We start from the raw sequence: 26,714 nt of genomic DNA, 5'->3' as shown, positions 1-26,714 counted from the left end.
AGGAGACAGGATTCCTAAACATGAGAGCCAGAAACATCGGAAGCAAAGTACATCCGCTGCTCCGAATAAGAGTTCAGCTTTTGGGTGGGCTTTTTTTGGCTATACTTATGCCCGTACTTATCAGAACAGCTGTTGCGCCGAAGGAGCTGCTCTCTCCAAGCTTGCAGGCGACAGTAGTAGCGGCATTTATGGCCCATATCCTTGGATTCCTTATACACCGTCGAATTGCAAATTTCCCCGGAGTTGCGGCGGCCGGGTACATTCTGCCAACGTTTGCTTTGACCTATGGGGTCGTTTTCGCCATTATCTTCTTCTTTCGGTTCGACTACAGCCGATTCCAAGCTGGTAGCAGTTTCGTCCTGTCAACATTCTGGTATTTTAGCTTAGGCGTTGCTACGCGCCGCCTTGCCCCCTACAAGCTAGCCGTCATCCCAGGCGGAGATATCGACCGACTCGATGCGGTCAGCGGCGTAGCTTGGCACCGTCTTTATTCGCCGAGCGCGCTCGACGAGCGTGTTAGTGGCGTTGTTGCCGATCTGCGTGCCGACCTGTCCGAAGAGTGGGAACGATTTATCGCCAACAGTGCACTCTCCGGAATCCCAGTCTACCATGTGAAGCAAGTTACCGAGTCATTAACCGGCCGCGTCGAAATCGAGCACCTTTCTGAGAACACGCTGGGATCTCTCAACCCTAATCAAGCTTACATCAAGATCAAGCAAGGCATAGACTGGGCATCTGCGTTGATTATGCTTGTCATGCTTTCGCCTCTTCTTGCGATCACCGCATTGGCGGTAAGGATCGATTCGAAGGGGCCTGTGCTGTTTCGTCAAAAAAGAATAGGGTATCGAGGCAATTTGTTTACAGTCTATAAGTTTCGCTCGATGAACTTCGATTACAGCTCCGGTGACGAGAGGAACGATGCAATCACGAAGAGTGAGGACGACCGTATCACTCGGGTGGGGCGCTTCATTAGGAAAACCAGAATCGACGAACTGCCGCAGGTTATCAATATCCTACGGGGTGAGATGAGTTGGATAGGTCCGCGACCGGAGGCCGTGGCACTCTCGCAATGGTACGAGGCCGAATTGCCCTTCTATCGGTACCGTCACATTGTTCGACCGGGAATCACTGGTTGGGCTCAGGTCAATCAGGGCCACGTCGCTGCGGTTGAAGATGTGCTCGAGAAGTTGCACTACGATTTCTATTACATCAAGAACTTCTCTCCGTGGTTAGATATTCTCATTGTCCTGAGGACGCCCAAAACTATGCTGACCGGCTTCGGCGCGCGCTAAATTAAGGGCAGTGATTTCTGCCCTGCGGCGGTGGCACTATGGCGGTAATGGGTCTACTTCCGCACTCAGGAGTGAAGACTAGCTGCAGCGTCCGGCAGATCCATTAAACCCGCGGACTTTTGGAGCTTAGCAACTCAATCGCAAAATCTTGGCTTGGAGCATTATGAACCATCATGGACCTTAGCAAACACACGATCGCCATCATCGGGCTCGGCTATGTGGGGTTGCCGCTGGCATTAGCCTTTGGCGCCAAGCGGCGCGTCATTGGCTTCGACGTTAATGGACGTCGGGTCGCAGCGCTGAGGCGGGGCGAGGACGCCACCCTGGAAGCTACAGCCGAAGAAATTTCAGCCGCGCAAGGGCTTGAGTTCTCGACTGACCAGGAAGACCTCAAGAATTGCGGGATTTTTATAGTGACGGTCCCCACGCCAATTGACAGGGCGAAGCGGCCCGATCTGGGGCCGCTGATCAGCGCTTCGCGAATTGTAGGGCAGGCAATCAAGCCGGGCGGGGTGATTATCTTCGAGTCGACGGTCTATCCGGGCTGCACCGAGGAAATCTGCGCCCCCATTATTGAGAAAGCTTCTGGACTGAAGCTAAACGAAGGATTCTTCCTTGGTTACAGCCCAGAACGTATTAATCCTGGTGACAAAGAGCATCGACTGTCAAGCATCGTGAAGATCACCAGCGGATCCAACAATGATGCGGCCGAAGCCATAGACGCTCTCTATGCATCGATCGTTTCGGCCGGAACTCACAAGGCTGCGAGTATCGCTGTAGCCGAGGCCGCGAAAGTCATCGAGAACACCCAGCGTGACTTAAACATCGCGTTAATGAACGAACTCGCGATAATCTTTGGCCGGCTTGGGATCGACACATCGGATGTGCTAAAGGCGGCAGGCACTAAATGGAATTTCCTTCGGTTTTCACCCGGGCTTGTCGGGGGTCATTGTGTAGGTGTCGACCCTTTTTATCTGACGCACAAGGCACAGGAGTTAGGCTATCATCCGGAGGTTATCCTTGCTGGACGCCGGATCAATGACGGTATGGGGCAGCACGTTGCTGATCAGGCGGCACGTCTAATGATGAAGAAGAGTATCCCTGTCGTCGGCAGCAAAGTTTTGATCATGGGCGCCGCATTCAAGGAAAACTGCCCCGATCTGCGTAACTCCAAGGTTGCCGACGTGGTCGCCCGGCTGCTGGACTACAATGCCAACGTTGAAGTATGGGATCCGTGGGTATCCCAAGACGAGTGCGCGCTGGAATTCGGTGTGCCATGCATGGCGCAAAAGCCAAGCGGCCTCTATGACGGCATCGTAGTGGCGGTAGCTCACAACGAGTTCCGCAAGCTGAGCGTCGCAGACCTGTGCTCGCTGACGAAGGAGAATGCGGTGATCTACGACGTGAAGGGCATCTACCCCCGCGAACACACTGACGGACGCCTCTAATGAAAGTTCTCGTCACCGGCGCGGCCGGCTTTATTGGTTTTCATGTGTCGAAGCGCCTCTTGGAGCGCGGCGACGAGGTCGTAGGGTTCGACAGCGTCAATGATTATTATGATCCGGGTATCAAAGAGGCGAGGCTTCGATTGTTGCCGGAGTTCAACCGGAAAGCCAGCTCGGGTTTTCATTTCATTCGGGCGAATCTCGCAGATCGCGCCGGCGTCGAAGCTTGTTTTGCCGATCACCAATTCGACCGGGTTATCCACCTCGCCGCGCAGGCGGGAGTGCGCTACAGTTTGGAAAACCCGCACGCTTATGTTGAAAGCAATATCATCGCCTTCACGAATATTATTGAAGCTTGCCGGCACAATCAGATTGCGCACCTGACTTATGCCAGCACCTCAAGTGTCTACGGCGCCAACACCAATATGCCTTTTTCGGAGTATCGGGCCGCCGATCATCCGTTGCAATTCTACGCCGCCACCAAACGCGCCAACGAGCTGATGGCGCACAGCTACAGCCACCTATTCGGCCTGCCAACCACTGGACTACGCTTCTTTACAGTCTATGGCCCCTGGGGCCGACCGGACATGGCGTTATTCCTGTTCACCAAGAGTATTCTGGCGGGAGAGCCGATAAAGCTCTTTAACAACGGCAATCACACGCGAGACTTCACGTTCGTCGAAGACATCGCCGAGGGGGTGATTCGAGCGAGCGACCAGCCCGCTGCCCCCAATCCGGACTGGGACTCCGACGATCCCGACCCAGCGAGCAGCAGTGTCCCTTGGCGCATCTTCAACGTAGGCAATAACAATCCCATAAAGCTGACTAGCTATGTCGCGGCACTGGAAGAGGCGCTCGGCAGGAAGGCAATTGTGGACTTCCTGCCGCTGCAGCCCGGCGACGTCCCCGACACATTCGCCGACACCTCCGCGCTTGAGGGGGCCGTCGGCTACAAGCCGGCAACGCCAGTGCGGGAAGGTGTTCGGCTCTTCGTCGAATGGTATCGGCGGTATTACGGTGTCTAAGGGTTCCATGGACGTCAGAGCGAAAAGCCGCGCATGATCCGATTAGTTTCCGGCTTGCGCAGCCGCAACAGCTTAGCGCGGCAGCTTGCTGGCGCGGTCATTGGCAGCGCTGGGCTTCGCTTACTGGGGATGGGGCTTAGCTTCCTCTCGGGAGTCCAACTCGCGCGATATCTGGGCGCGGAACAGTATGGCATCTATGGGTATACAATGGCCGCAGTGGGACTGGCGGGGACCGTTGCGGCATTTGGTGTCCCGGCGCTCGCGACGCGCGAGTCGGCAATGGCCGTGGTGCGTGAGGACTGGGAGATCCTCGCCGGCCTAACAAGATGGTCATTCGGGGTGGTTGTGGCGCTGAGTATTATTGCCGCGGGTATAGCGGCGGCCACGGTGTCGCTGTCGGGGCATGCCCAAGACAACGCGACGGCCCTCTGGGCAGCCCTCACCGTGCCGTTCTCCTGCCTAATGTTGCTCAGTGGCGCCTTTCTGCGCGGGCTCGGGCTGATCGTTGCCGGGCAGTCGCTTGACACAGTACTGCGCCCAGCGCTCCAATGCACCCTATTGGCAGTGGCCTTCGCAGTGTGGGGGCATATGGAGGCCGCAACTGCTCTGGGTCTTAGCTCGGTTGCCTTCGGGATCACAGCAGCTGGTGGGCTTTATTGGTTGGCGCGAGTGATTCCTGCGCCGGCCGGTGTGGCAAGGCAAGACGCAAAGAGTTGGATCTGCGCTGCGGTACCCATGGGAGCAACCAATATCCTGCGCGGTCTGGACGCGCAACTTCCGTTGCTGGTGCTGGGCGCGGTCGTGCAGGGAGCCGCACTCGGTACATTTAGAGTAGCGCTCTCAAGCCTGGTTCTTATGACGTTTTCTTACACTCTGCTCGGCATAATCGCGCCGCCCATCGCTGCGCGGCTTCATGCGGAAGGCGACCGGCGTCGGTTGCAGATGCTCGCCTCCACCTGCGCGCTGTTCACCGTCGGCTGCACCGCGATGCTCGCAGCTGGACTCTATGTATACGGTCAATGGTTGATCGAACTTCTATTCGGGATAGAGTACGTCGATGCTTGGGCACCGCTCATGGTGCTGTGTGTGTCGAGCCTGATCAGCGCGGCTTTCGGTGTGAGTGTCGCTGTTCTTTATGCGGCCGGCGAGGAACGCTTCGTTACGATGGGCTTCGCTTTGGGGCTAATTACGGGCATCGCACTACTCGCTATTCTAGCGCCGCTATTCGGCGCGCTGGGGGCGGCTTGGGCCATGGTCGGGAGCGTATCAGTGCGTGAACTGGTCCTTTATGCATCATGCCGGCGCCGAGCAGCCATCGATCCCAGCGTGTTTGCTGTGCCCTTTATTCTCTTGCGAAACCGGAGCCGGACCAAATGACATCCGCCCTACGTCAAAGCGCCAAACGCGCGGTGCCTAAAGGCCTTCGCCAGCCGCTGCTCCACGTTGAAACCTATGCCAAACGACTTGGCACATGGCTTTCAGTGATGAAGCACCTACGCGGCGCGACGGCAGGTGATGTCGCTCGTCTCTGGATGTCATTCCTTGCCTCCCCGGCGACATCCGCACGCGGTCTAGGTCTCTGGCGCGATCCACTCCTGCTGAGAGACGTGGCCGTCCAGGTGCGCGGAGTGGGCGTCTTCAATGTGCGGGCAAAAAGCGATGATATTTACCATGTGCTCCCCACCCGGGAGCGGGCAGTTTTCGACGCGATCCGTTCCATCCTGCGCCCAGGTGATACTTTCGTGGACGCGGGAGCCAATATCGGATTTTATACGATCCTTGGCGCAAATCTTGTTGGGTCTAGAGGCGCTGTCACCGCGGTGGAGATGATGCCGGACACAGCTGCGAGGCTTCGCCACCATATAGCAATAAATGGACTGGGCAATGTGAAGGTAATCGAAAAAGCGCTGTCGAACAGTGCCGGTGACCTTGTCGCAGCGCATGTAACGGCAGGCAAATTCGGTCAAGCGACGATCATTGAGCGTGCCGAAGGGAGAACTGTTGAGGTCGAAACGACTACTCTCGACCTACTTTTGAAGGACAGTTCAATGATCAGTCTGTTAAAGATGGATCTAGAAGGAGCCGAACGGATTGCATTGAAAGGTGGCGATGAAGTGCTCCAACGGGTTAAAGCTGTGATTTTCGAGTATTTGAGCTACGAGACAGAAGTGGCTGACTTTCTAAAGGATCGAGGGTTTTCGGTGCGGAATCTTGACGGGCGAAACAGCATTGCTACCCGAGACTAAGTCGGCCGTGAATCGGCGGGGAAGACAAGGAACGTCTTGGTTGCGAGGTGTCATCTTTCAATATCGTCGCCTCACTCCAATCGGGCCTTATAGCGGCGCGAAGTTGGCGAGATCGCTGCGCCGGCTGAGGTGATCGCCGTGACAGCGAGACGTCTTGCCGTTAGTACGGCGAGAACGATGGTATGGGTCTGTGTAAGGTGTGAGTCACATCATCGGGCGGCGGGAACCGACTGCGGCGGGTATGGTTGCGTGGTTGTTCCTCGGCAAATGGTTGCTCGCAAGCCGGGAGATCGGACCAAAGGCGAACATGTGGTCAAGTCAGATGGCCGCCACGGCACCTCGGCTCTGGTTCGAGACGCGAATGCTCGCGCTGCGACTCGGATCCGAGATGGACTAGAGCTACGGTGACTCGCGCGAGCCGTTTCTTTGCGTTGACAGCAACGCAAAATGTGCGTTTGTAGACCGCTATGAATTTATCGAGTATTCAGAAAAAAAGAGACTGAAACGCATGTTGGAAAAGCTGAAGACGGTTGCCTGGTTTGCTCAACGTCCGGTATTTTGGGCTCAGGCTGCGGAACTTACTATGCGGAAAACGCGGCCAAATCGAGATGGTGCCGCTCTGCGCGCCAAAGCCACCGAATGGGCGGCGAAGCGCCAAAGTTCGGTTGAGGATGCACTTCGCATCGTGGGGTTGGACGTACCTGCAAGCGGGATACCTAAGGTGGATCCTAACCTTCTGAAGGAAGCGGAGGGTAGGGCGCGAGCATCAGCGGTCACGATGGGTGGCGCGGGGGATTTGGACCTGCTTCATGCAGCTGTTTCACTCAGTGGTGCCAAGGCTGTAGTCGAGACAGGGGTTGCTTACGGATGGTCGAGTCTTGCCATCCTTTCGGCGTTGAACGGGCGCGAGGGTGCCTGCCTTGTCTCTGTCGACATGCCTTATGCGAAGAGAAACAACGAACCTTTCGTCGGAATCGCAGTTCCAGATCGACTGCGATCGAACTGGACACTTCTGCGCGAACCGGACCGGAATGGGCTTAAGAAGGCAGTTGCTTTGCACCATGCGCAAATTGATCTCTGCCATTACGATTCGGACAAATCTTACTACGGCCGCAAATTCGCTTATCCGATCCTATGGGAATCGCTGGAGCAAGGCGGCATCTTTATTTCGGACGATATACAAGACAACATGTGCTTTGCGGAATTCGTACAAGTGATCGGATACGACTTTGCAGTAACTCACGCGGACGGGAAATTCGTCGGAATCATGCGAAAGCTTCGTTGAGGATGAAAGGCGTGGAGAAATGGCGCTGAGAAGTGCCGAAGATGTCCTTAACCTTGTTCATTCCCCGAACGGCGAGCGGCCGGACGCCGAAACTCTGGTGGAGTTTCGGGGGATGCATGAAAGTAGTCTGGGTGAACGCTGGACGGACGAAACTGCATTGTAATTTAGGCCGGAAAAGGGGTTGCGTTTGGTAAACGGCGGACGCGTGGCCATTATCCTACCCGATCTGCGCGGTGGTGGTGTGGAGCGTTTAAGCATATTGCTGGCCCAGGAGTTTATCGAGAGGGGGGTTGAGGTTGATTTTGTTCTGTTGCGTCGAGAAGGCGAGTTGGTCGGTGAAGCTCCCATGGCGGCACATATTGTAGACCTGCATGCAAAGCGTTTTCGAAACGGGGCTTGGCCGCTGATACGCTATTTGCGCCGGAGGCGGCCGACTGCAGTGCTCGCCGCTATGTGGCCGCTAACAGGAATGGTCGGGTTGGCAAAGTTTGTGGCGCACTCGGATTGTCGTTTGGTTGTCAGCGAGCATAATGCACTGTCACATACGCCCGCATATCGTGGATGGTCGGGGCGCATTCATCGCCTCCTCGGAGCCCGACTCTACCAACTGGCAGACGGTGTGGTCTGTGTGTCACAAGGCGTTCGCGAGGATATACTTACGAACACAAGGTTGTCTTCTGATCATGCTCACGTGATTTATAATCCGGTTCGAAAACCTTTACAGTCGCCTCAGGCGATCGACCCCGCAATATCGGCCTGGTGGCACGCCTCTAACTGCCGGCTGCTCGCTGTCGGATCTCTTAAAGCCCAAAAAGACTTTCCGACTTTACTCAAAGCGCTGGCGAGGATTCGACAAAAAAAGGATCCCAGATTGCTGATATTGGGCGAGGGCACCCTGCGAGGCGAACTGGAGTCCGTCGTTGCTTCGCTCGGACTCCAAGACAACGTGCTGATGCCTGGCTTTATCCCCGATCCCTATCCCTATCTCGAACATGCCAATCTTTTCGTTCTGTCCTCCGCTTGGGAGGGACTTGGCAATGTGATCATCGAAGCGCTAGTCGCAGGGGTGCCCGTCGTTTCGACCGATTGTCCCTCCGGCCCCGCCGAAATTCTGGAAAACGGCAAATTTGGGAGGCTGATCCCGGTGGGAGATCCCGAAGCGATGGCCGCCGCCATTGCCGAGGTGCTCGAAGCGCCAGTCGATCGCGATTTCTTGCGCGGGCGCGGCAAAGAGTTCTCGGCCGAACGTGCTGCCGACCAGTACCTCGCTTTGCTCGGCCCTGGTGGCAAGAAGCTGGCGGGCCGATGACCGGCGTCCTCTATATCTCGTACACCGGCATGCTTGAGCCGCTTGGCCAATCGCAGGTTCTCGCTTATCTTGAGCGCCTTGCAACAGACCGACCTATCCATCTTGTCAGCTTCGAGGAAGCCGAGAACTGGGCAGATTCAACCAAGCGAATGGCGCTCTCCAAGCGCATTCTCGCGGCGGGCCTCGTATGGCACCCACTGCGCTATCACAAGCGGCCCTCAGCTGCCGCGACAGCCTACGATATCGCGGTGGGCGCTTTCGTCGGCGCTCGGCTTGTGCGCCGGCACGGGCTTCGGATTGTCCATGCCCGCTCCTATGTTCCGTCTGTCATGGCGCTGGCAATTAAACGACTGACCGGTGCACACTATCTGTTCGATATGCGTGGCTTCTGGGCTGACGAGCGCGTTGATGGCGGGTTGTGGCCTAAAGACGGGCGGCTTTACCGGATCGCGAAGGGGTTCGAGCGGCGCTTCCTGCTGGCGGCGGATGCCGTCGTCTCATTGACGAATGCCGCGAAGCAGGAGATCGCGACTTTCCCTTACCTCATTGACCACGCGCCGCCAGTTACTGTGATCCCGACTTGTGCCGACCTCAATCGATTTTATCCTGGTCCCCGGACGTCTGCGAGGCCGTTCACGCTGGGTTATGTCGGCGGTGCCGGTACCTGGTATTTGTTTGAGGAAGCGCTCGCCCTGTTCCGGGCACTCAAGAGGCATCGCCCCGACGCGCGTCTGCTGATCGCAAATCGGAACGAGCACGCCTTCATCCGTGCCCATATAGCTAAGGCAGGGATTGCCGTTGACGATATTGAACTCGTGGCTGCAGATCATTCGGAAATACCTGAGCTTATGTGGCGGATGGATGCAGGGCTCGTGCTCATCAAACCAGTGCCTTCGAAGATAGCCAGCGCTCCAACCAAGCTTGCCGAGTTTCTGGGCTGCGGGGTGCCTTGCGTCGTGAACCCTGGCGTCGGCGACATGGAATCTATTGTTGCTGATGGCCGGGCGGGCATCGTTATCCGGGGGTTTTCCGATGCGGATTGTCGCGATGCTGTGCACGCCCTTCTCGATCTCGTCGCGGAGCCGGATGTGGCATCGCGCTGCGTCGAAACTGCGCGCCGGCATTTTGCATTGGACGCGGGAGTACGTTCCTACATGGATTTATATGACGAGCTTTCAATCCAGGTTGCAAGGGACGACGACGCCCGTCCCGATACGGCCCAGAAGAGCAAACTTGCGGAAGCAGACTAATGATAAACCTGCTCGCCCTGACACGTTACGGTCGCCTCGGTGCCAGCAGCAGGCTACGCTCGTTTCAGTATCGCGAGCCGCTGGCGCGCTTAGGGATAGACTTCGACATCGTTCCTCTGTTCGGCGACGATTATATTAGCACCATCTACAACCGCACGGGCAGGGCACAGACTGTTTTAAAGGCATTGGCCTGGCGTGTCCGGGCGCTCTTCTCGTCAAAGGCCTACGATGGGCTCTGGGTAGAAAAAGAAATGCTTCCCTGGTTGCCAGCGTTCCTGGAACTTGCTCTGATTTCTCAGAAGCTGCCGCTCATTGTGGACTGTGACGACGCCGTCTTCCACCGCTATGACACGCACCGTTCCTCAATTGTGCGCGCGGTACTTGGGCGAAAACTCGACAGAATAATGGCCCGAGCCGATCTTGTCACCGCGGGAAATGATTATCTCGCGGATCGCGCTCAAAGGGCAGGTGCCCGGCACGTCGAAATCGTGCCAACAGTGGTCGACCTTAAACGATATTCGATCGGGCCGCGATCGAATGCGGATATGGTGACGGTGGGCTGGATCGGCTCGCCGATCACCGCTCCCTACCTCGACATTGTCAAGCCGATTTTGGAAAGCTTGTCCCAAGACGTTCCGCTTCGTGCCGTCGCGATAGGAGCCAGGCCCGACCAATTGGCCGGAAGTATTTTTACGGCAACGCCGTGGTCTGAAGAAACTGAGGTAGACGAAATCAGGAAGATCGACATTGGAATCATGCCTCTGCCGGACAATCCATTCGAGCGAGGAAAATGCGGCTACAAGCTGATCCAGTATATGGCACTTGGTCTGCCAGTTGTGGCTTCTCCGGTGGGTGTGAACAAACAGCTTATCCGGCACGGTCAAAACGGCTTTCTGGCGGCTGACTCGGGCCAATGGCGAGAGGCCATCGCAACACTGTGCAACGATCCTGCTCTACGACATTCCTTCGGTGCTGCCGCGAGAGTTGACGTAGAAAGACACTATGCACTTTCGGTGATGGCCCCTCGCCTAGCTGACTTAATCGAGGGCGCCGTGGTATCAGTGAACAGGCGAGGCTCGTAGTGCTACCATACTGGTTCGTTTTCGGCGTCCCAGCCTTCGCCAGCTTGTTCGAGCAGCCGCGGCATAAACTCGCCCACCACACCGAGTCTTGGCTGTTGATTCCCACGATGTTGCTAATCGGTCTTTTTGTCGGCCTGCGTTATGAGGTTGGAGCCGACTGGTCCACCTATGTATTGCATTTCCTTCTTATCAGCCCGATTAAACTCAACGAAATCCCGATGATGGGCGACCCGGGTTATGTGCTATTCAATTGGTTGGCCAGCCGCCTGGGTGGCGATGTATGGCTTGTTAATCTGGCATGCGCTGCGTTGTTTTCCTGGGGGCTTCTTGCCTTCGTGAAGGCGCAACCACGTCCATGGCTGGCCTTGGTTATCGCCGTTCCTTACCTAATCATCGTCGTGGCCATGGGCTACACCCGCCAGGGCGTTGCCATTGGGCTAGCGATGAGGGGCCTTGTCGCTCTTGGCGGCGAAAGATCGAACCTGCGGTTTGTGTTCTGGGTTTTAGCCGCGGCGACCTTCCACAAGAGTGCCGTAGTTCTCATCCCAATCTCGGCGTTGGCAGAAGACCGCGGCCGATTGTGGACGGCTTGCTGGGTCGGGGTGGCCACAATCCTGGGCTATTTCACCCTACTTGGAAAAAGTGTTGACCAATTAATGTACACTTATGTCCAGCGGGGATATGATTCGGACGGCGCATTCATCCGCGTGGCGATGAACGCGCTTCCTGCGCTCCTTTTGCTCCTTTTCTGGCAGAAGTTCAATTTGCGAGCTGAGGAGAAGCGCCTGTGGTTTATATTGGCGCTACTGGCCTTGGCAACCGTGCCCGCACTCTACCTGTCGCCGTCTACGACAGCGGTTGACCGCGTGGGCCTGTATTTACTGCCCCTACAGCTCGTGGTACTGTCGCGCGTGCCAGACACGTTCGCCTGGTCCGAGGGGGCGGCGCGGTTTCTAGGCCTACTGGTAGTGATCTACTCTGCTGTAGTCCAATTTGCGTGGCTGAACTATTCCTCCCACGCCGATGCTTGGCTCCCCTATCAGATCTCCCCCCTTTGAAATGGTTCCTATGAGAGTTGTTATCTGCGCGAACACCGGCTGGAATCTTCACAATTTCCGCAGCGGAGTCATCCGCGCGCTCATAGCTTCGGGTGTCGAAGTCATTGCTGTCGCCCCTGAGACCAAGTATTCGCAATCCTTGGTTGCAATGGGATGCCGTTTCGAAGTCATGCCGATGGAAAGCATGGGTACATCTCCGGTGCAGGACCTGCAGCTCTTGTTTCGATTTTGGCGGCTATTTCGGAAGCTGCAGCCGGATTTCTTCCTCGGTTACACAATCAAGCCAAACATCTACGGGTCGCTTGCGGCGCATCTCTGCGGCGTCAGGGCGATCAACAACATCTCTGGCTTGGGAACCGCCTTTCTGAACAAGGGCTGGCTGAATCACCTAGTCCGCCGACTCTATCGCTGGTCACTCTGGCATTCGCGTCATGTCTTCTTTCAAAATCCGGACGACCGGTCTTTGTTTCTCGCCTTGGGCTTGGCTCGAGCAGAAAAAAGTTCGCTCCTTCCAGGCTCCGGTGTCGACCTTGAAATGTTCGCCCCAGCTGCATCGAAAGAGGACGGCGCGCGGTTTTTGCTGATCGCGCGGCTTATCTGGGATAAGGGCATCGGAGAGTATGTAGAGGCCGCACGCCTGGTCAAGCAGAAGCACCCTGGTGCCAGCTTTGGACTTCTTGGTCTCCTCGGACCAGACAACCCGTCCGCCATTGACCGCGAGACACTGCAGGGTTGGATCTCCGAGGGTATTGTCGAGTATTATGGTCGCAGAGAGGACGTCAGACCCGTCATTACAGAGGCGGATTGCATCGTTCTGCCATCCTATTACCCGGAGGGAACGCCGCGGACTCTCATAGAGGGAGCCGCCATGGGTAAGCCGCTGATCGCGGCGGATGTTCCGGGCTGTCGAGAAGTCATCAACGACGGTGTTAACGGCTATCTCTGTCAACCCCGCAATGCCGCTGACCTTGCCCAGAAGCTGACGCAATTCTTGGAACTGCCACGGAACGAGCGCGCGGCGATGGGACTCGCGAGCCGAAAGAAAGCGGAGAATCAGTTCGATGAGAAAATCGTAATCGATTCATACATGCGGGTTATTTCGGCCGGCAAAGGCTAGATGTGGTTTGCGCTGCGATGGATTGCCAGTCGTGAATTGTTGGCGAGCCATCGGTTGGGTTAAAAACGGCAAAGCCTGCCAATTTAATGGTGGCGGCCGCTAGGCCGGCTCAGTCGATTGCGCCTCGTTCGATTGCGTCTCGTTCCGGAGCCACCCACCAAGAGAATCGCGGCGTGCTCGGTCACGGACTCAGCTGTAAAGATGTGCATTTTCGATAATTCAAACGTTCTAATGGTGTGCTCAATCGACCACACCGAAACCAAAAATTATCTCGCACGTGCGATATGAGTTGGAATTGGCGAAAAAAGCTGTTACGCGCAAACCAGTAGCTTGGTGGTTAGGTGGGCCTCAGGTAACATAGGACAGAAGGATAGGTGCGGATGAACGAAATGTTGAGAAGCGCGTTGGTCGGACTTGTTGTGTTGGCCGGCTTCGCCCCGTTGTCGTCTTTCGCGCAGGATGCGTCGTGCACTTGTGCAACTGCCTATCAGGGTGCAAATCCGATTGGGTCGATCGGTAACATCAATGGCGACGTAATGGTCTCGCAGGTGGCTGGCTACGGCCCTGCACAAGCGGGCGGCGCTCTGGATTTCGGTAGCCGTGTCGTGGTTGGCGGCAAGGGCTCGGCTTCGGTTCGGGTCGGTGGTTGTAATCTGAGTGTCCCCGCGAATTCGACGCTCGATATCTCGCGCGTCGAGGACAAGATTTGCCTCAACGTCCTGGGTTCTGAGAAGACCGCTCAGACAGGCAATGCCAACGGCAACAACAATAACAACACGCCGCTCTTCATCTTTGGCGGCATGGCTCTTGGGGCTGGTATTCTGGCCGCAACGGCGGATAAACACCACGGCGTCAGCCAATAAGCTGGTGGCCCGACAGCCTGCAGCAGCAGAGGCGGGCGCCTCTGCTCTGTCGTTCTTGCTGAAGTGCAAGGCCGTTGGTGGATGTGGTTTCGTTCGGACGGATGTCGCTTTGCGAATTTGTTAGCTGCATCGGCCTATTGCTTTAATCTGGCGCCAAATGAATCGTCTTCGGCGGCTCGCGTTGGCTGGTTGGGCCGCACGTTCTAGAGAGACGGAAACGAAGGTGCGCCATTCGCTTGGTCCCATTTTCTTTTGTGTATCGGCGATTGCAGGTGTCGCCTGTTTGAGTTCCGGCCCTTTCGTGCGGGTATCTGGCGCTTTAGTCGGCGGTGCGGCGCTGATCATCGGCCTGCATGATGATGACTCTGTCAGCCAGTAGCTGGGACCCAGCACTCATCCTATTGCATGAGCTTGACACACGTGTAACTCGCTGCATTGCGGGTAACGCATTTGTGATTTTTTGCGATGACCTCGCCATCTTGCTGCGTTGCAGCCACAAACGCCCATGATCGATCTACATTCCCATATCTTGCCAGGCCTCGACGACGGCTCACCCAGTCTTGCCGAATCGCTGGAAATGGCTCGGCTGGCAGTGGCCGACGGAACGACCCACATGGCGTGCACGCCGCACGTGACGCCGGGCGTATACGAAAACGGAACATCGAATATTGTCCGAGCGGTTCAGGAGTTGCACCAGGCGCTGCGCCGCGCCGCCATACCACTTGCTCTTTACGTTGGCGCCGATGTTCACATAGCGCCGGATCTCCCGGACCAATTGGCGGCCGGCAGTGTGCCGACTTTAAACAGGTCCCGCTATTTTCTGTTCGAACCGCCGCATCATGTTTTACCCCCACGGATGGAAGATCTTGCGCTACGCCTCATAAACGCCGGTTTCATTCCGATTCTTACGCACCCTGAGCGTTTGACCTGGATCAAAACGAATTACGACGTTATCGAGAGGTTGAATGCAGTGGGCTGCCTTATCCAGCTTACCGCAGACTCGATTGTTGGTGCTTTTGGACGCACAGCGCTTTATTATTCGGAAAGACTGATTGACGAGGGCAGGGTGGACATCATCGCATCGGATACCCATAGCGCTACGCGCCGGCGCCCAGGGCTTTCGCAGGCGGTCGCCGCTGCTGCCAAGCGATGTGGCGAAGACGAGGCCCGCAATATGGTGCTGAAACGTCCAGGCGAAATATTGGCGAACCGTCCGGTCGAGCCAGTCGGAAAAGTAAGTCCGAAAAAATCGCCCACCGGCAATGGCAGCCGCTTTGGCGGGCTCGGTCGCTTGTTCAAAGGCGGGACAGCATGATGGACGTTTTTCGTTTGGCAAGAAGTCCTGTCGGCGCGCTATTCGTATTCGTCACGTCCCTCGTGATGTCAGCATGCACGAGCACCTCGTCGACGGTACCATCTTCACCGACCTCCGTGGATGCGCTTCAATTGACATCATCATCCTCACCACTTTCGGGCGGAGGCACTTTGCGGGTGGTGAAGGATTTGCCTGCGCCGGAAAACACCCAGAACGGCAGCGAGCAGCCTTTGTCTCCGAACGATGTGCTCGATGTGAACGTATTTCAGGTCGACAACTTGAATAGAACGGTTCAAGTCGACTCTAACGGCCAAATTTCCCTTCCGCTTATCGGCACGATTACAGCGGCAGGAAAAACCGTCCGTCAGTTGGAGCAAGAGATCGAGACCGCCTACGGCGCCAAATACCTGCAATCTCCTGACGTCTCGGTCTTTGTCAAGGAATCGATCGGACAGCGAATAACCGTCGACGGCGAAGTTAACAAGGCTGGGATCTATCCGGTAGCGAGCAATTCTTCTCTCATCGATGCGATCGCCCTTGCTGGAGGCTTCAATACGGTTGGGGACGAAAAAAAGGTCTATATCTATCGCAATATCGGCCCAAACACATTGGTTGCTAATTACAATGTCGAGGAGATTCGTGCTGGCAAGATGCGCAATCCACGCATCTATGGTGGAGACAAGGTTGTGGTCTTCGCTTCGAAATCGAAAATCGCGATGAACAATCTCAAGGACGCTCTCGGCGTTGCTTCAAATGCAGCTCGGATTGGTGTACTGGTTCCATAGAAGATTTCCGCTCAGCCAATACAGAGGCAAACCTAGGGTAATCTACCGCTATGCTCGATCGCAACAGGCAACATCAAATTGCGGGACCCGGACATAGCCAGGCTCTGTCTGCGGATCTCTTTTACGACGGTGCGCAAAACTACAGCCCGTACGGCCGCGATCACTCTGAGCAGCCCGAGGGCGTCAATCCGCTCAAGCTGCTTTTTTACGTTGCCCAGTATCGCTGGCTGATTGTCATGATGGCGGCCGCCGGTCTCGTTGCTGGCGCTATTGTTACCATGATGCAGACACCAAAATATCAGGCAACGACGCAATTGGAGGTATTGGTCCCGTCCGCGAAAGTATTCCAGGATATCGAGGTGGTTTCTGAAAACAGCGACGTGCGGACCTTCCTAACGGCTCGTGAGAAGCTCAGAAGCCGCGCGTTGGCGCAGCGCGTCGTATTCCAGTTGGGTCTCAGCGAAAAGCCCGACTTCCTGTTCCCGACGCCAGACTTTTCCCTTAGCAACATTTTCCGCCGCGCATTCGGCATTTCTAAAACGCCTTCCATTCAACAAAATACTCCTGAGCAACGTGAGGCAATAGCGATTGGCCGCGTTCTAAGGGACCTGACGGTCAATCTCGTCCCTAACACAAGCTTGCTGTCCATTACATTTGCCGACCAAAACCCGAAATACGCAAGCGACGTAGCGAACCAGGTCGCGCAAAGCTTTATCGATCAACGCCTCGACCAGACGAGCGAAACTTCCGAGCTGGCACGGCAATTTATCCAGGAGCAGGTGCTTCAGGTGAAGCAAAAGCTTCAGAAGTCCGAAGAGGAGCTGGTAGCCTACGCAAAGGAAGCAGGCATCACGGTAACGGGCGACGACAAATCGCTGATAGGCTCCAACATCGAGGCGCTGAACACCGCGCTTGCCACTGCAATCCAGGAACGTCTTGATGCAGGACGGGTGGTGGATCAGATCGACAAGGGCCGCGGAGCGAGCTTGGGCCCTGTTCTGGAAAGCGAGGGGCTGCAGAACCTGAGTGAGAAGCTTGCGGACTTGACCAGCCAATACCAGCAGAAGCTGAGCGTTCTGAAGCCAGGTTTTCCAGAGATGCAGCAACTTCAGTCCCAGATCAAGGAATTGCAACGGCTATACAATAATGGCGTCCTGGCCATAACGGACTCGCTTCGGCTAAAATATCAAGAGGCGCAGAATAAGGAGGCCGACCTTAGAAGCAAACTTGCGGAGATGGAAAGAGCGCAAGTTGTTTTTAACGATAAAAACATTAAGTATACCATTTTGAAGCGTGAGGTCGACTCGAATCGATCTCAATATGACAGCCTTATAACTAAGCTTAATGAAGCCGGAGTCAGTTCGGAACTGAAGAACCAGAATGCAGCGATCGTGGATTTTGCGGCGCAGCCGGATCGCCCTTATTCTCCGCGCCTCAGCATAAATCTCGCGATTGCATTGGCTGCGTTTCTCGGGTTGTGCGCGTCTGTTATTTACATCATCGAACTGTTGAACAATACCTTCACCAACCCGGAGCAGATTGAAAATGAGATGGGGTTGGCTGTGCTTGGCATATTACCCCTCGTCGAAGATCGGGAACTCATGGCCAGCGTCGCCGATCCGAAATCCGGGTTATCGGAGGCCTATCGTTCGCTTCGTACGTCGCTGCAATTCTCTGGTGCGGAAGGTGCGCCGCGATCACTGCTGATTACGAGTTCGGAACCATCGGAGGGCAAGTCGACCACGTCCTTCAAGCTCGGGCAGGATTTCGCAGCACTTGGTGCAAGAGTTCTCATTGTTGACGGCGATCTTAGAAAACCGAACCTTCACAGGCTGTTTGGTCTCGACAACACAATTGGACTAAGCAATCTATTGACAAACACGGTTCGGAAGGAAGATTTAGCGGCCATTTTTAGGGCGACGAAATATCCCAATGTGACCGTTCTGACCTCGGGGACGATTCCGCCAAACCCTGCCGATCTGCTCTCTTCGCCGAAGATGGCGCTGATCATTACGAACCTCGGGAAGCGTTTTGATCTCGTTATCATCGACGCTCCGCCGATTGTTGGCCTTTCCGATTCACCCATTCTGAGCAGGCTTGCTGAGGGCACATTGATGGTCATCTCCACCAATCAGGTGACGCGAAAGTCGGCCAAGGCGGCGTTGAAGCGCCTGCGAGCCGCCGGCGCGAATGTAGTTGGCGCCGCGATGTCAAAATTCGCGGTAAATAAGTTCGATTACAATTACGGCTACAAATATATGAACAACCAGTACTACGACTACGGTTCGAGTACTCCGAAGATTGAGGGCAAAGTCGATGATGGAGCGAGCCAGCCCGCTAATGGAAGGTCTTCGGCGTTCAGTCGTCTGGTTCGTCGCATGCGTTCTAGTGTTGGCGGCTTCCTCGATCGGGCTAAGTCGATTTCTTGAAACTGAAACGCCTGCCGTTTCTCTGGCGCTGGACCCGTTGAACGTCGATGCGTTGATAGGCGAAATCAGTGGCGATCTGAGCGACACGAATAACCCTCCTGATCTTAAGGCATTGCTGGTTAAGGCTGCAGGCGGGGTTCGGTCCGATGTTGCGGACGCCCGCCTCTACAGCTTGATGGGGGAGATCAAGTATCGGCAAGGCGAGAAAGTCGAAGCCTACGAGCTTTTTGATCAGGCTCGAAAACTGTCCAAAACAGAAATTCACGCCCTGCAAAGATCAATCGGCCGCGAAATCGAAACAGGTGATTTGTCGGAGGCTGTCGGCCAGATTGACACATTGCTACGGCGATGGCCCGATCAATTTTCGGTGGTCGCTGAGAGTATGCCGACAATTCTTTCTGATGCCGGTGGATATCAGGCCGTCCTGGCGGCCCTACGGGCGGAGGCGCCTTGGAGAGCCACCCTGTTCGCCGATCTTGGCAGGACCACTGAGGGAGTAGATGCCGCAAATCGGCTGCTCCTCGACTTGACCGGGTCAAGCGCACCGCCAACGTCGGGGGAATTGTCGGCAGTGATTAGCGGCGATATCCGTCAAAAGAAATATGAACGAGCCTATCGACTATTTCTTTTCAGCCTGTCTGATCGAGAGCGAACGCTGGGGGGTTACATTTTCAACGGCACCTTTGAACCAGTGCCAAGCGGCAAGCCTTTCGATTGGCAGATCCGCAATCAACCCGGCTTGGAAGTTACATTTGCAACATCCCAAAATGCAGTAGAGGGGGAGGGGGGAGCAACGGTCCGGTTTTTGAACACGCCGGTCAAGGACTCAGCTCTCCAGCAGTATGTTGCGCTACCGCCAGGCTCATATAAGATTTCCCTTATAGCCTCTGCACGAAGCTTGAAGCTCCCAAAGGATTTGTTCTGGTCGATCAGATGTATTGATCCGGCGGCAGAAATAGCACGGTTCAACATTCCGGAGGGCACATACAACCGCCTAAATTTGAGCCAGGATTTCTCAGTTGGACAGGCCGCTTGCCCCCTTCAGCTGTTGACGCTCCAGACCGCCGCCATTGCGGAGAGCTGGCGATTTCGATATGTGGGTACGCTTGTAATGCACAAATTGACCATCGAGAGACTCCCATCTTGAACGACCGGCCGTCCGAATGGGATAAATATCTCCTGGGATCCGTTTTGTTTGTATCGCTGCTGATCGGCGGTGGTACTGCGGGCGGCCTCTATACCGACAGTGCCATCGAAGTCGCGGCGATTCTCTCGGCGGCGGCCGTCCTTTCGCAAACTTCAGGCCAAAGAAGCCCCCATTCTGTTCTGTGGCTGCTGGTTTTCGCCACGGCATTGGTAATATTGCAAATCGTTCCACTGCCGAAGGCTATGTTCCGGGGGGTACGGCCGGAACTGCTGCTTGGGGATCCTTGGATCCGAGAAACCCAATTTCGTTTCATCAGCGTCGGCGTCGGACGCACGATCGAATGCCTGCTTTATCTTCTGGCCGCAGTGGCATTTTTTCTTGCGGTATTGCGGTTGCGCGTTGAGCAGGTCAGTGCGCTTCTCCCGTTTTTTTTCATAGGTGTTATTTGCAACGGTTTGGCAGGAGCGATTCAGTACTCGCTCTCGGACAATGTCGCCATTGTTGGGCTGCTGCCTTTTACGATCAACGCTGGGCTGTTTGCAAATGTGAATCACTTTTCGGCTTTGCTTTTTGTGTCCATCCCCTTCGTCGTGTATTACGGTCTGTTCCGTGGGCATCTTGTGGCCGGATCAGTCGGCTTGACCATGCTGTTGCTACTTCTTCTGGCCGCGGGTTCGCGCGCTGGCGTTCTGATTGGACTGGCGATCACCGTGCTATCAATCGTCTTTCTTTCGGCCCGTTCGAGAGCGAGCGGGCTTAGCATCCTCCTGATTTTCGTGGCGCTTTCGGTTTATACTATAGGTGCCTGGACCAAGATCGATGCGGATGTGATCGATCCTGGATTCGGACGAGGAGAATTTGCCCGCACCACGATCGATGGAATAAAGGAGAATTGGCCTACAGGCGTTGGCTTCGGCAATTTTCAAAGAGCGTATCCGATTTACGAAAAGCGAAATATGATTTTCAGGCAATACGTCAATCATGCTCATAATGAATATCTCGAAATTGCGTTCGAAGGGGGAGTTCCAGCTATAGTACTGATGATAGGCTATTTCGTTGTGCTTTTCACTGCATTGGCTAAGATTCGCCGCGACCCGCTTCAGAAGGCGGCATTTCTCTCAGTGTCTTTTCTTCTCATTCATTCGTTGGTTGATTATCCACTGCGAACCGCAGCGCTGGCCATGACGTTTGCCTATATGAACGCGATAATCTTCCATAAAGGATTCGCTGAACGTTTGGCACAGAAGAACGAGTTGATCGAGATCGACCATAATGGTGATAAGCTATTTGTTCCCGTTGGAACTTCGCCGTAGGAATGTCGTCGGGCTTGGCAAAACCTTCGGTGGCAAACTTTGATAGCAGGGGACTACGCGGCTGTTCACGATCTCAATTCTGGGGCGTGATTGACAAGCCGCCGCGCGCTGCATAAGCACGAACAATTGTGCCGCCCGGAAGCCAAGGCGATTATTAGGAGGGCTTGTTGAAAGGCATTATCCTTGCTGGTGGCAGCGGAACTCGACTGTATCCGCTCACGCTAGCGGTCTCAAAGCAAATCCTACCAATATACGACAAGCCGATGATCTACTATCCGCTGAGCGTGCTCATGCTGGCGGGAATCCGGGAGATTCTGGTGATCTCGACCCCGCGCGACCTGCCAGTTTTTCAAGAGCTGCTTGGGAGCGGATCAGAATTCGGGCTCGACCTTTCTTATGCGGTGCAACCCCATCCCAATGGGCTCGCAGAAGCATTCATCATCGGGCGCGATTTCATCCACAATGACAGTGTGTCGATGATTCTTGGCGACAACATCTATTTCGGCGAAGGGCTGTCACAGTTATGCCGTGCGGCAGCTTCGCGCGAAAGCGGCGCGTCGGTATTCGCTTATCATGTCGAGGATCCGCAGCGCTACGGCGTTGTCTCATTTGACAAAACCAGCGGCACTGCTTTGACGATCGAAGAAAAGCCGAAAGTGCCGAAGTCGAATTGGGCCATTACCGGCCTCTATTTCTACGACAATGATGTCGTGAATATCGCCCCGACGATTCAACCCTCGGAGCGTGGCGAGCTTGAGATTACTGCGGTCAACAACGTCTATCTTCAACGCGGGCAGTTGCAAGTTCACCAGCTAGGCCGCGGATACGCTTGGCTCGACACCGGCACCCTCGACAGTTTGCACGAAGCCTCTTCATTCGTGCGCACGATCGAGCACCGCCAAGGTATCAAGGTGGCGTGCCCGGAAGAAATCGCTTTTGAGCAGGGCTGGCTGACAGCAGACAAGGTTCTGGATCGCGCCACGCGCCTGGGAAAAAATGAATATGCCGCCTACCTGCGCAGGCGCGTGGCCGAATTGAAGGCGAACTAGATGCTGGAGATCAGGCCGCTCGCCCTTGATGGAGTGCTAGAAATCGTGCCGATAAGGCTCGGTGATGCGCGGGGGTTCTTCGTCGAAACCTACAATGAGGAGCGGTTTTCAGACGCCGGCCTGGAATTGCGTTTCGTTCAGGATAACCACTCCTATTCCGCCGCTAGCGGTGTATTGAGGGGACTTCATTATCAAGTTCCACCGCGTGCTCAGGATAAGCTGTTACGCGTCGTCCGAGGCAAGGTGCTAGATGTGGCAGTCGACATTCGCAGAAGCTCGAAAACATTCGGGAAATGGGTGGCGCTTGAGATCTCTGCCGAAAAGGGCAATCAGATCCTAGTGCCGAAAGGGTTTGCGCACGGTTTCCTTACGCTCGTGCCAGAGACCGAGGTGCTGTATAAGGTCACCGACTCCTATTCACCTGAGCATGATCGATCAATTCGGTTCGACGACCCCGTCATCGGCATTGAATGGCCGGCAATGATCGGTGGATTTCAGCTTTCGGACAAGGACCTTAAAGCGCCGACGCTCGCAGTTGCCGAAGTGTTCGCATGATGGTGTCTGGCCAAGCTGATCGGGTCAGGAGGGCGACATGAACTTTTTGGTGACGGGAGGAGCAGGTTTCATCGGCTCGGCGGTGTGCCGGCATTTGTGCGGCAATCCGGCCTACCGAGTCACCAACTTCGACAAGCTCACCTATGCCGGTAATCTCGCGTCGCTGCGCGCGATTGAGAATTCCCACAATTATAGGTTCGAACACGCTGACATTTGCGACGACAAGGCGGTCCTTGAGGTGTTGCATCGCGATGAGATCGACATCGTCATCCATTTGGCCGCTGAAAGCCACGTTGATCGGTCGATCGACAGGCCCGACGTGTTTATCGAGACCAATATCGTTGGAACCTATCGAATGCTCAATTCGGCGCTGGAATACTGGCGCAGACTCCCCGGCGAGAAAAAAAGCCGGTTTCGGTTCCACCATGTTTCGACCGACGAGGTGTTCGGAGATCTGCCTTTCGACAACACTGTCTTCACCGAGCAGACACCCTATGCGCCATCCTCCCCCTATTCGGCATCGAAGGCGGCCTCGGATCACCTGGTGCGCGCATGGCACGACACGTACGGTCTGCCGGTGGTGCTATCGAACTGTTCGAACAATTACGGGCCTTTCCATTTTCCCGAAAAGCTGATCCCGCTCGTCATCTTGAACGCACTCGAGGAGAAACCACTGCCGGTCTACGGCGCCGGCAGCAACGTACGCGACTGGCTCTTCGTTGAAGACCACGCTCGCGCTCTGGCCATGGTCGCGACCCGAGGCGTGATCGGTGACAGCTACAATGTCGGCGGAGGCTCGGAACGCACCAATTTGCAGGTAGTCGAGTCGATCTGCGACGTTCTCGACAACAAGCGGCCGCGTTCCGGCGCGCGGCGGTATCGCGATCTCATTAGCTTTGTCGCCGACCGCCCAGGCCACGACCGCCGGTATGCGATCGACGCTTCAAAGATCGGGCGCGATCTCGGCTGGGCGCCTAGCGAGAGCTTCGACAGTGGCCTCGCCAGGACGATCGATTGGTATCTTGCGAACGAATGGTGGTGGGGGCCGATCCGCCGCGACCGATATGCGGGCGAGCGGTTGGGCGAGATGTGCGAGGGGGCCGCGTGAGGCTTGTCGTTACGGGGCGCGATGGCCAGGTCGTCAAAAGCCTCGTGGAGCGAGCGGGTGCCCTGCCGGGCTTCGAGGTCATAGCGGTCGGCCGGCCAGAGCTTGATCTGGCGAAGCCGGAAACGATCGCCCCAGCGCTGGCCGCTGCCCGGCCGGATCTCGTCGTTTCCGCCGCCGCCTACACCGCCGTCGACCAGGCCGAGGACGAACCCGAGCTTGCGTTCGCCATCAACGGAGCCGGGGCCGGTCACGTCGCCTCGGCCGCGGCAAGCCTCGGCGCGCCGGTGATCCACCTGTCGACCGACTATGTTTTCGACGGCAGCGGCCAAGGCGCCTATACCGAAGCCGATGAGCCTCGCCCGCGCAGCGTTTACGGCGCCTCAAAGCTCGCCGGCGAGCAGGCGGTCGCCCAGGCCAATCCGCGTCATCTGATCTTGCGCACGGCATGGATTTACAGCCCGTTCGGCAGGAATTTTGTGAAGACGGTGCTGAAGCTGGCGGCGGAGCGCGACGAGATAGCCGTGGTCGCCGACCAGTGGGGAAATCCAACATCGGCTCTTAATCTTGCTGACGGAATATTGGAAGCTTCTGCAAAACTATGCGACGCAAGCTTTGCATCTTTCGGCGTCCACCATCTAGCTGGAAGTGGCGAAACCAATTGGAGCGATTTTGCCGGCCATATCCTGCGCACGAGCCGGGCGTTAGGGGGCCCTCATGCGAGAGTTCGGGGGATCGCCACTGCGGATTATCCGACCAAAGCGCAACGTCCGTTCAATTCGCGTTTGTCGACGGAAAAATTTGCGGCGACGTTCGGGTGGACGGCGCCGGACTGGCGAAAGTCGACGGAAGAATTGGTGGGTCGTCTTGTGAACTGAGGGCGACCCAGGCATTGATTGTATGACCAAGCCTGCTTCACCGAAATTCTGCAGTTGTGAGACCGACACGCGCTTCGCCAATGAGGCCCGCGAGAGAAGGGCACTCATGATATCAGGCTACGGCCTTGATCTCGAGCTTGTTGATGCAGACCCAAGGGAGATCGTCGATCTGGCTGTTGGGTGGCCGCTGACGATCCTGGTGAGGACATCGGCGAGATAGCCGAGCGGTTCGACACCATTGAGCTTGTAGGTTTCGATCAGCGAGGCAGCGAGGCGATGACTGCCCAGTGTTCGGCGCCGCCGTCAGAGTCTGCGAAGAGCGCGTTCTTGTGGATGGAGCGTTCGACGATGTTGCTGTCGATCTCGATGCGGCCGTCGTCAAGGAAGCACGAGAGGCCTTCCCAGCGTGAGAGCGTGTAGCGGATTGCTTCGGCGAGCTTGATCTTCGTAAGCGGGCAGCTGAGGCGAAGAAACCGCAACCACTTTGTTCTATATCCCACTTATGGACGATGCCAGCAGAAGCCGTGTGTCCCGGCGCTTTGCTCGCCTTTTGGGAAAAGATGTCAGTTTCGTTGGGCTGAGGGCTGAGGGCTGAGATTGATTGGTTCTTTGAAACCAGCGATGGATGGCAGCCCAATGTCCTTCGCGCGGCGAATGCAAAAAGAGCGGTATCGAACATCGGGAGTAGATGGCATCAGGCTTTTCGGATCGGATGTGTTTGGGAAGGTGAGAAGGCGAGGGACGCTCTGGGAAGCGCCGAGCCCGAAGATCAACCACTTGGCTATTATTGCTGCCACGGTCACATCAGCTGCAATCGAGCGAGAGATTTTCCGCGCGCGTTCCTTTTACGACCTCAACCTGAAGGAAAGCTCATGAACACGAGCCGCATCCAAGTCAGGACAGAGGACGAACTATCAAGCAGCAAAGCCGCTATAAACGGTAAAATGATCACGCAGACGTAGGTCAATATCACCGCAGCCATCGTAATGAACAGAACCTTGTCTCTAGGCTGGCGCAACGGGCACACGACTGTTCGACCGGGACCAGTTCCTGACCGCTCGCATTGCCGGCCTATCATAAAGGAGATTGTAGGTAAGTCCCGCCAAAGCCGAAACCATGGTGCAGATCGCTAAGGATCGCGACCATGTCCCAACCATCGGAACACGCGCCACGATCCGCGACATTGCCGACAAAAGCGGGTTGTAGATCACGCAGACCGCGTAGAAAGCGTTGCCGATCAGCACGGCGAAGACCGGCACTGTGAACCGCGTATCGTCCTCAGCGCGACAAACGACGGGGAGAAGAAGGGTGAGACCGAGCCCGACCAGCGGACTGAACTCGCGTGTTGCTCCGACCGCTACAAACAACACCAGGACGGCGGCACCAAAGGCGGGGAGCCATGCACTATTCGCCTTGCCAAAGCCATGCCGGTCCATACCCTGGCAGCCAAGAAAAGCGCGCCGAAAATCACAAGCCCCTGTTGCAGCGTCCATGCCACGCTCAGCGCTGGCGGATCTGCGAGCAACAATAGCGAAATACTGGTGAGCCAATTCCACTCGCGGGGCTGAAGGCTGGCAAGATCGTGTATACGGCAGCAAGGCCAAGCCCAATCGGCCAATAAGGCACAAAGACGCGGACCAGCCTTTTCCACGCTCGAATAGAGCAGACCAATGGCCAGGAAGCGTCCCCACAAATGCCTCGACGCTCTTTGCCGATTGGTGAATAACAACCACTACCGCGGCGATTGCTCGCCCCGCCCGCAGACAGGCCAGCGTCGAACCTCCATCCATTTCAAATATGATTCCTCAAAGCCAAGCCTCACCATAGCGTAGTCATTTGGCCCATGCCATGGCCGCGCACCACGGTCGTTGAGGACCTACCGCTGACCTGCAGGCATTGGTTCATTTGTCCGGGCTGAGTATCTTCGCCTTTTGGTTGCGGCGGCGAAGGCCCGCACCCGTCGGCCCGATCACGTCATCGCCTTAAGTGTGGATTATCTGCTCTCACCGGATTGGTGCCGGCACCACGGCCAACGCACATTGCGATGACGTCAATCTCAAGCTCAATCACACCGCCGTCAGCGGACGGGTTCGGCTTCCGTGATAGACTTGGGCGTTGCGCCGCAGGCTTCTAGTCATGCCACAACCGCGGCACAAAAGCACGAGA

The 26,714-nt window shown here is 56.1% G+C and carries 22 protein-coding genes and 1 pseudogene; 21 read left to right on the top strand and 2 right to left on the bottom strand.

Annotation, left to right across the window (positions count from 1 at the left end; all coding sequences use genetic code 11):
* The first annotated feature begins 20 nt into the window (after window positions 1–20).
* From NKH93_RS28590 to rfbD, 21 genes are all read left to right on the top strand, one after another.
* Window positions 21–1,292: an exopolysaccharide biosynthesis polyprenyl glycosylphosphotransferase gene (locus NKH93_RS28590; protein WP_352973846.1), complete on the top strand. Its 1,272-nt coding sequence runs from the start codon at window positions 21–23 to the stop codon at window positions 1,290–1,292.
* Window positions 1,293–1,465: 173 nt separating this feature from the next.
* Window positions 1,466–2,740 (top strand): nucleotide sugar dehydrogenase, encoded by a 1,275-nt coding sequence (locus NKH93_RS28585; protein WP_352973840.1) that lies wholly within the window; start codon window positions 1,466–1,468, stop codon window positions 2,738–2,740.
* Window positions 2,740–3,762 carry an NAD-dependent epimerase gene (locus NKH93_RS28580; RefSeq protein WP_352973836.1) on the top strand — a complete coding sequence of 341 codons (1,023 nt, stop codon included), beginning with the start codon at window positions 2,740–2,742 and terminating at the stop codon, window positions 3,760–3,762. Before NKH93_RS28585 ends, NKH93_RS28580 begins: the two co-directional genes overlap by 1 nt.
* Window positions 3,763–3,795: 33 nt before the next feature.
* Window positions 3,796–5,139: an oligosaccharide flippase family protein gene (locus NKH93_RS28575; protein WP_352973833.1), complete on the top strand. Its 1,344-nt coding sequence runs from the start codon at window positions 3,796–3,798 to the stop codon at window positions 5,137–5,139.
* The gene (locus NKH93_RS28570) at window positions 5,136–6,008 is read left to right on the top strand and encodes an FkbM family methyltransferase (RefSeq protein WP_352973830.1); all 873 of its coding nucleotides are present in this window, start codon (window positions 5,136–5,138) and stop codon (window positions 6,006–6,008) included. Before NKH93_RS28575 ends, NKH93_RS28570 begins: the two co-directional genes overlap by 4 nt.
* Before the next feature lie 508 nt (window positions 6,009–6,516).
* Window positions 6,517–7,293, top strand: coding sequence for a class I SAM-dependent methyltransferase (locus NKH93_RS28565; protein ID WP_352973827.1), 777 nt, complete (start codon window positions 6,517–6,519; stop codon window positions 7,291–7,293).
* Between the two features lie 181 nt (window positions 7,294–7,474).
* Entirely contained in the window at window positions 7,475–8,602 is a 1,128-nt protein-coding gene (locus NKH93_RS28560) for a glycosyltransferase (RefSeq protein ID WP_352973824.1), read from the top strand.
* Complete coding sequence (locus tag NKH93_RS28555) at window positions 8,599–9,852, top strand: glycosyltransferase (protein ID WP_352973820.1); 1,254 nt, start codon at window positions 8,599–8,601, stop codon at window positions 9,850–9,852. Before NKH93_RS28560 ends, NKH93_RS28555 begins: the two co-directional genes overlap by 4 nt.
* Complete coding sequence (locus NKH93_RS28550; RefSeq protein WP_352973813.1) at window positions 9,852–10,934, top strand: glycosyltransferase family 4 protein; 1,083 nt, start codon at window positions 9,852–9,854, stop codon at window positions 10,932–10,934. The genes NKH93_RS28555 and NKH93_RS28550 overlap by 1 nt, the downstream gene beginning before the upstream one ends.
* Before the next feature lie 44 nt (window positions 10,935–10,978).
* On the top strand, window positions 10,979–11,992 hold the full coding sequence (locus NKH93_RS28545; RefSeq protein ID WP_352973810.1) for an EpsG family protein: 1,014 nt from the start codon (window positions 10,979–10,981) through the stop codon (window positions 11,990–11,992).
* A 10-nt stretch (window positions 11,993–12,002) separates the two neighbouring features.
* Window positions 12,003–13,109, top strand: coding sequence for a glycosyltransferase family 4 protein (locus NKH93_RS28540; RefSeq protein ID WP_352973808.1), 1,107 nt, complete (start codon window positions 12,003–12,005; stop codon window positions 13,107–13,109).
* 380 nt (window positions 13,110–13,489) lie between these two features.
* A complete protein-coding gene (locus tag NKH93_RS28535; protein WP_352973805.1) occupies window positions 13,490–13,972 on the top strand; it encodes a hypothetical protein in 483 nt (160 codons plus the stop codon).
* Between the two features lie 505 nt (window positions 13,973–14,477).
* Window positions 14,478–15,287 carry a tyrosine-protein phosphatase gene (locus NKH93_RS28530; RefSeq protein WP_352973802.1) on the top strand — a complete coding sequence of 270 codons (810 nt, stop codon included), beginning with the start codon at window positions 14,478–14,480 and terminating at the stop codon, window positions 15,285–15,287.
* Window positions 15,284–16,072 carry a polysaccharide biosynthesis/export family protein gene (locus NKH93_RS28525; RefSeq protein WP_352973798.1) on the top strand — a complete coding sequence of 263 codons (789 nt, stop codon included), beginning with the start codon at window positions 15,284–15,286 and terminating at the stop codon, window positions 16,070–16,072. Before NKH93_RS28530 ends, NKH93_RS28525 begins: the two co-directional genes overlap by 4 nt.
* Before the next feature lie 50 nt (window positions 16,073–16,122).
* Window positions 16,123–18,501 carry a GumC family protein gene (locus NKH93_RS28520; protein ID WP_352973795.1) on the top strand — a complete coding sequence of 793 codons (2,379 nt, stop codon included), beginning with the start codon at window positions 16,123–16,125 and terminating at the stop codon, window positions 18,499–18,501.
* The gene (locus tag NKH93_RS28515) at window positions 18,461–19,648 is read left to right on the top strand and encodes a tetratricopeptide repeat protein (protein WP_352973790.1); all 1,188 of its coding nucleotides are present in this window, start codon (window positions 18,461–18,463) and stop codon (window positions 19,646–19,648) included. Before NKH93_RS28520 ends, NKH93_RS28515 begins: the two co-directional genes overlap by 41 nt.
* Complete coding sequence (locus tag NKH93_RS28510; RefSeq protein ID WP_352973786.1) at window positions 19,645–20,961, top strand: O-antigen ligase family protein; 1,317 nt, start codon at window positions 19,645–19,647, stop codon at window positions 20,959–20,961. Before NKH93_RS28515 ends, NKH93_RS28510 begins: the two co-directional genes overlap by 4 nt.
* A gap of 167 nt (window positions 20,962–21,128) precedes the next feature.
* Window positions 21,129–22,010 (top strand): glucose-1-phosphate thymidylyltransferase RfbA, encoded by an 882-nt coding sequence (gene rfbA / locus NKH93_RS28505; RefSeq protein WP_352973783.1) that lies wholly within the window; start codon window positions 21,129–21,131, stop codon window positions 22,008–22,010.
* Entirely contained in the window at window positions 22,011–22,565 is a 555-nt protein-coding gene (gene rfbC, locus NKH93_RS28500; RefSeq protein ID WP_352973778.1) for a dTDP-4-dehydrorhamnose 3,5-epimerase, read from the top strand.
* Between the two features lie 37 nt (window positions 22,566–22,602).
* Window positions 22,603–23,673 carry a dTDP-glucose 4,6-dehydratase gene (gene rfbB / locus NKH93_RS28495; protein WP_352973773.1) on the top strand — a complete coding sequence of 357 codons (1,071 nt, stop codon included), beginning with the start codon at window positions 22,603–22,605 and terminating at the stop codon, window positions 23,671–23,673.
* Window positions 23,670–24,548 (top strand): dTDP-4-dehydrorhamnose reductase, encoded by an 879-nt coding sequence (rfbD, locus tag NKH93_RS28490; RefSeq protein ID WP_352973763.1) that lies wholly within the window; start codon window positions 23,670–23,672, stop codon window positions 24,546–24,548. Before rfbB ends, rfbD begins: the two co-directional genes overlap by 4 nt.
* Before the next feature lie 112 nt (window positions 24,549–24,660).
* Here rfbD and NKH93_RS28485 read toward each other — a convergent pair.
* Window positions 24,661–25,030: pseudogene (locus NKH93_RS28485) on the bottom strand (transposase domain-containing protein); the annotation flags it as partial.
* A gap of 522 nt (window positions 25,031–25,552) precedes the next feature.
* Window positions 25,553–26,041, bottom strand: coding sequence for a hypothetical protein (locus tag NKH93_RS28480; RefSeq protein ID WP_352973758.1), 489 nt, complete (start codon window positions 26,039–26,041; stop codon window positions 25,553–25,555).
* Between the last annotated feature and the right edge of the window lie 673 nt (window positions 26,042–26,714).

This window comes from Mesorhizobium sp. M0954 (genome assembly GCF_040319155.1).
In the GTDB taxonomy this organism is placed as follows: Bacteria; Pseudomonadota; Alphaproteobacteria; order Rhizobiales; family Rhizobiaceae; genus Mesorhizobium.
Note: the sequence above shows the minus strand (reverse complement) of the source record. Positions and strands in the feature narration are given on the sequence as shown.

Excerpts from the sequence above, each read along its gene's own strand:
- NKH93_RS28590 (WP_352973846.1), top strand. The coding sequence starts at position 21 with ATGAGAGCCAGAAACATCGGAAGCAAAGTACATCCGCTGCTCCGAATA.
- NKH93_RS28585 (WP_352973840.1), top strand. The coding sequence starts at position 1,466 with ATGGACCTTAGCAAACACACGATCGCCATCATCGGGCTCGGCTATGTG.
- NKH93_RS28580 (WP_352973836.1), top strand. The coding sequence starts at position 2,740 with ATGAAAGTTCTCGTCACCGGCGCGGCCGGCTTTATTGGTTTTCATGTG.
- NKH93_RS28575 (WP_352973833.1), top strand. The coding sequence starts at position 3,796 with ATGATCCGATTAGTTTCCGGCTTGCGCAGCCGCAACAGCTTAGCGCGG.
- NKH93_RS28570 (WP_352973830.1), top strand. The coding sequence starts at position 5,136 with ATGACATCCGCCCTACGTCAAAGCGCCAAACGCGCGGTGCCTAAAGGC.
- NKH93_RS28565 (WP_352973827.1), top strand. The coding sequence starts at position 6,517 with ATGTTGGAAAAGCTGAAGACGGTTGCCTGGTTTGCTCAACGTCCGGTA.
- NKH93_RS28555 (WP_352973820.1), top strand. The coding sequence starts at position 8,599 with ATGACCGGCGTCCTCTATATCTCGTACACCGGCATGCTTGAGCCGCTT.
- NKH93_RS28550 (WP_352973813.1), top strand. The coding sequence starts at position 9,852 with ATGATAAACCTGCTCGCCCTGACACGTTACGGTCGCCTCGGTGCCAGC.
- NKH93_RS28540 (WP_352973808.1), top strand. The coding sequence starts at position 12,003 with ATGAGAGTTGTTATCTGCGCGAACACCGGCTGGAATCTTCACAATTTC.
- NKH93_RS28535 (WP_352973805.1), top strand. The coding sequence starts at position 13,490 with ATGAACGAAATGTTGAGAAGCGCGTTGGTCGGACTTGTTGTGTTGGCC.
- NKH93_RS28530 (WP_352973802.1), top strand. The coding sequence starts at position 14,478 with ATGATCGATCTACATTCCCATATCTTGCCAGGCCTCGACGACGGCTCA.
- NKH93_RS28525 (WP_352973798.1), top strand. The coding sequence starts at position 15,284 with ATGATGGACGTTTTTCGTTTGGCAAGAAGTCCTGTCGGCGCGCTATTC.
- NKH93_RS28520 (WP_352973795.1), top strand. The coding sequence starts at position 16,123 with ATGCTCGATCGCAACAGGCAACATCAAATTGCGGGACCCGGACATAGC.
- rfbC (WP_352973778.1), top strand. The coding sequence starts at position 22,011 with ATGCTGGAGATCAGGCCGCTCGCCCTTGATGGAGTGCTAGAAATCGTG.
- rfbB (WP_352973773.1), top strand. The coding sequence starts at position 22,603 with ATGAACTTTTTGGTGACGGGAGGAGCAGGTTTCATCGGCTCGGCGGTG.
- NKH93_RS28480 (WP_352973758.1), bottom strand. The coding sequence starts at position 26,041 with ATGGACGCTGCAACAGGGGCTTGTGATTTTCGGCGCGCTTTTCTTGGC.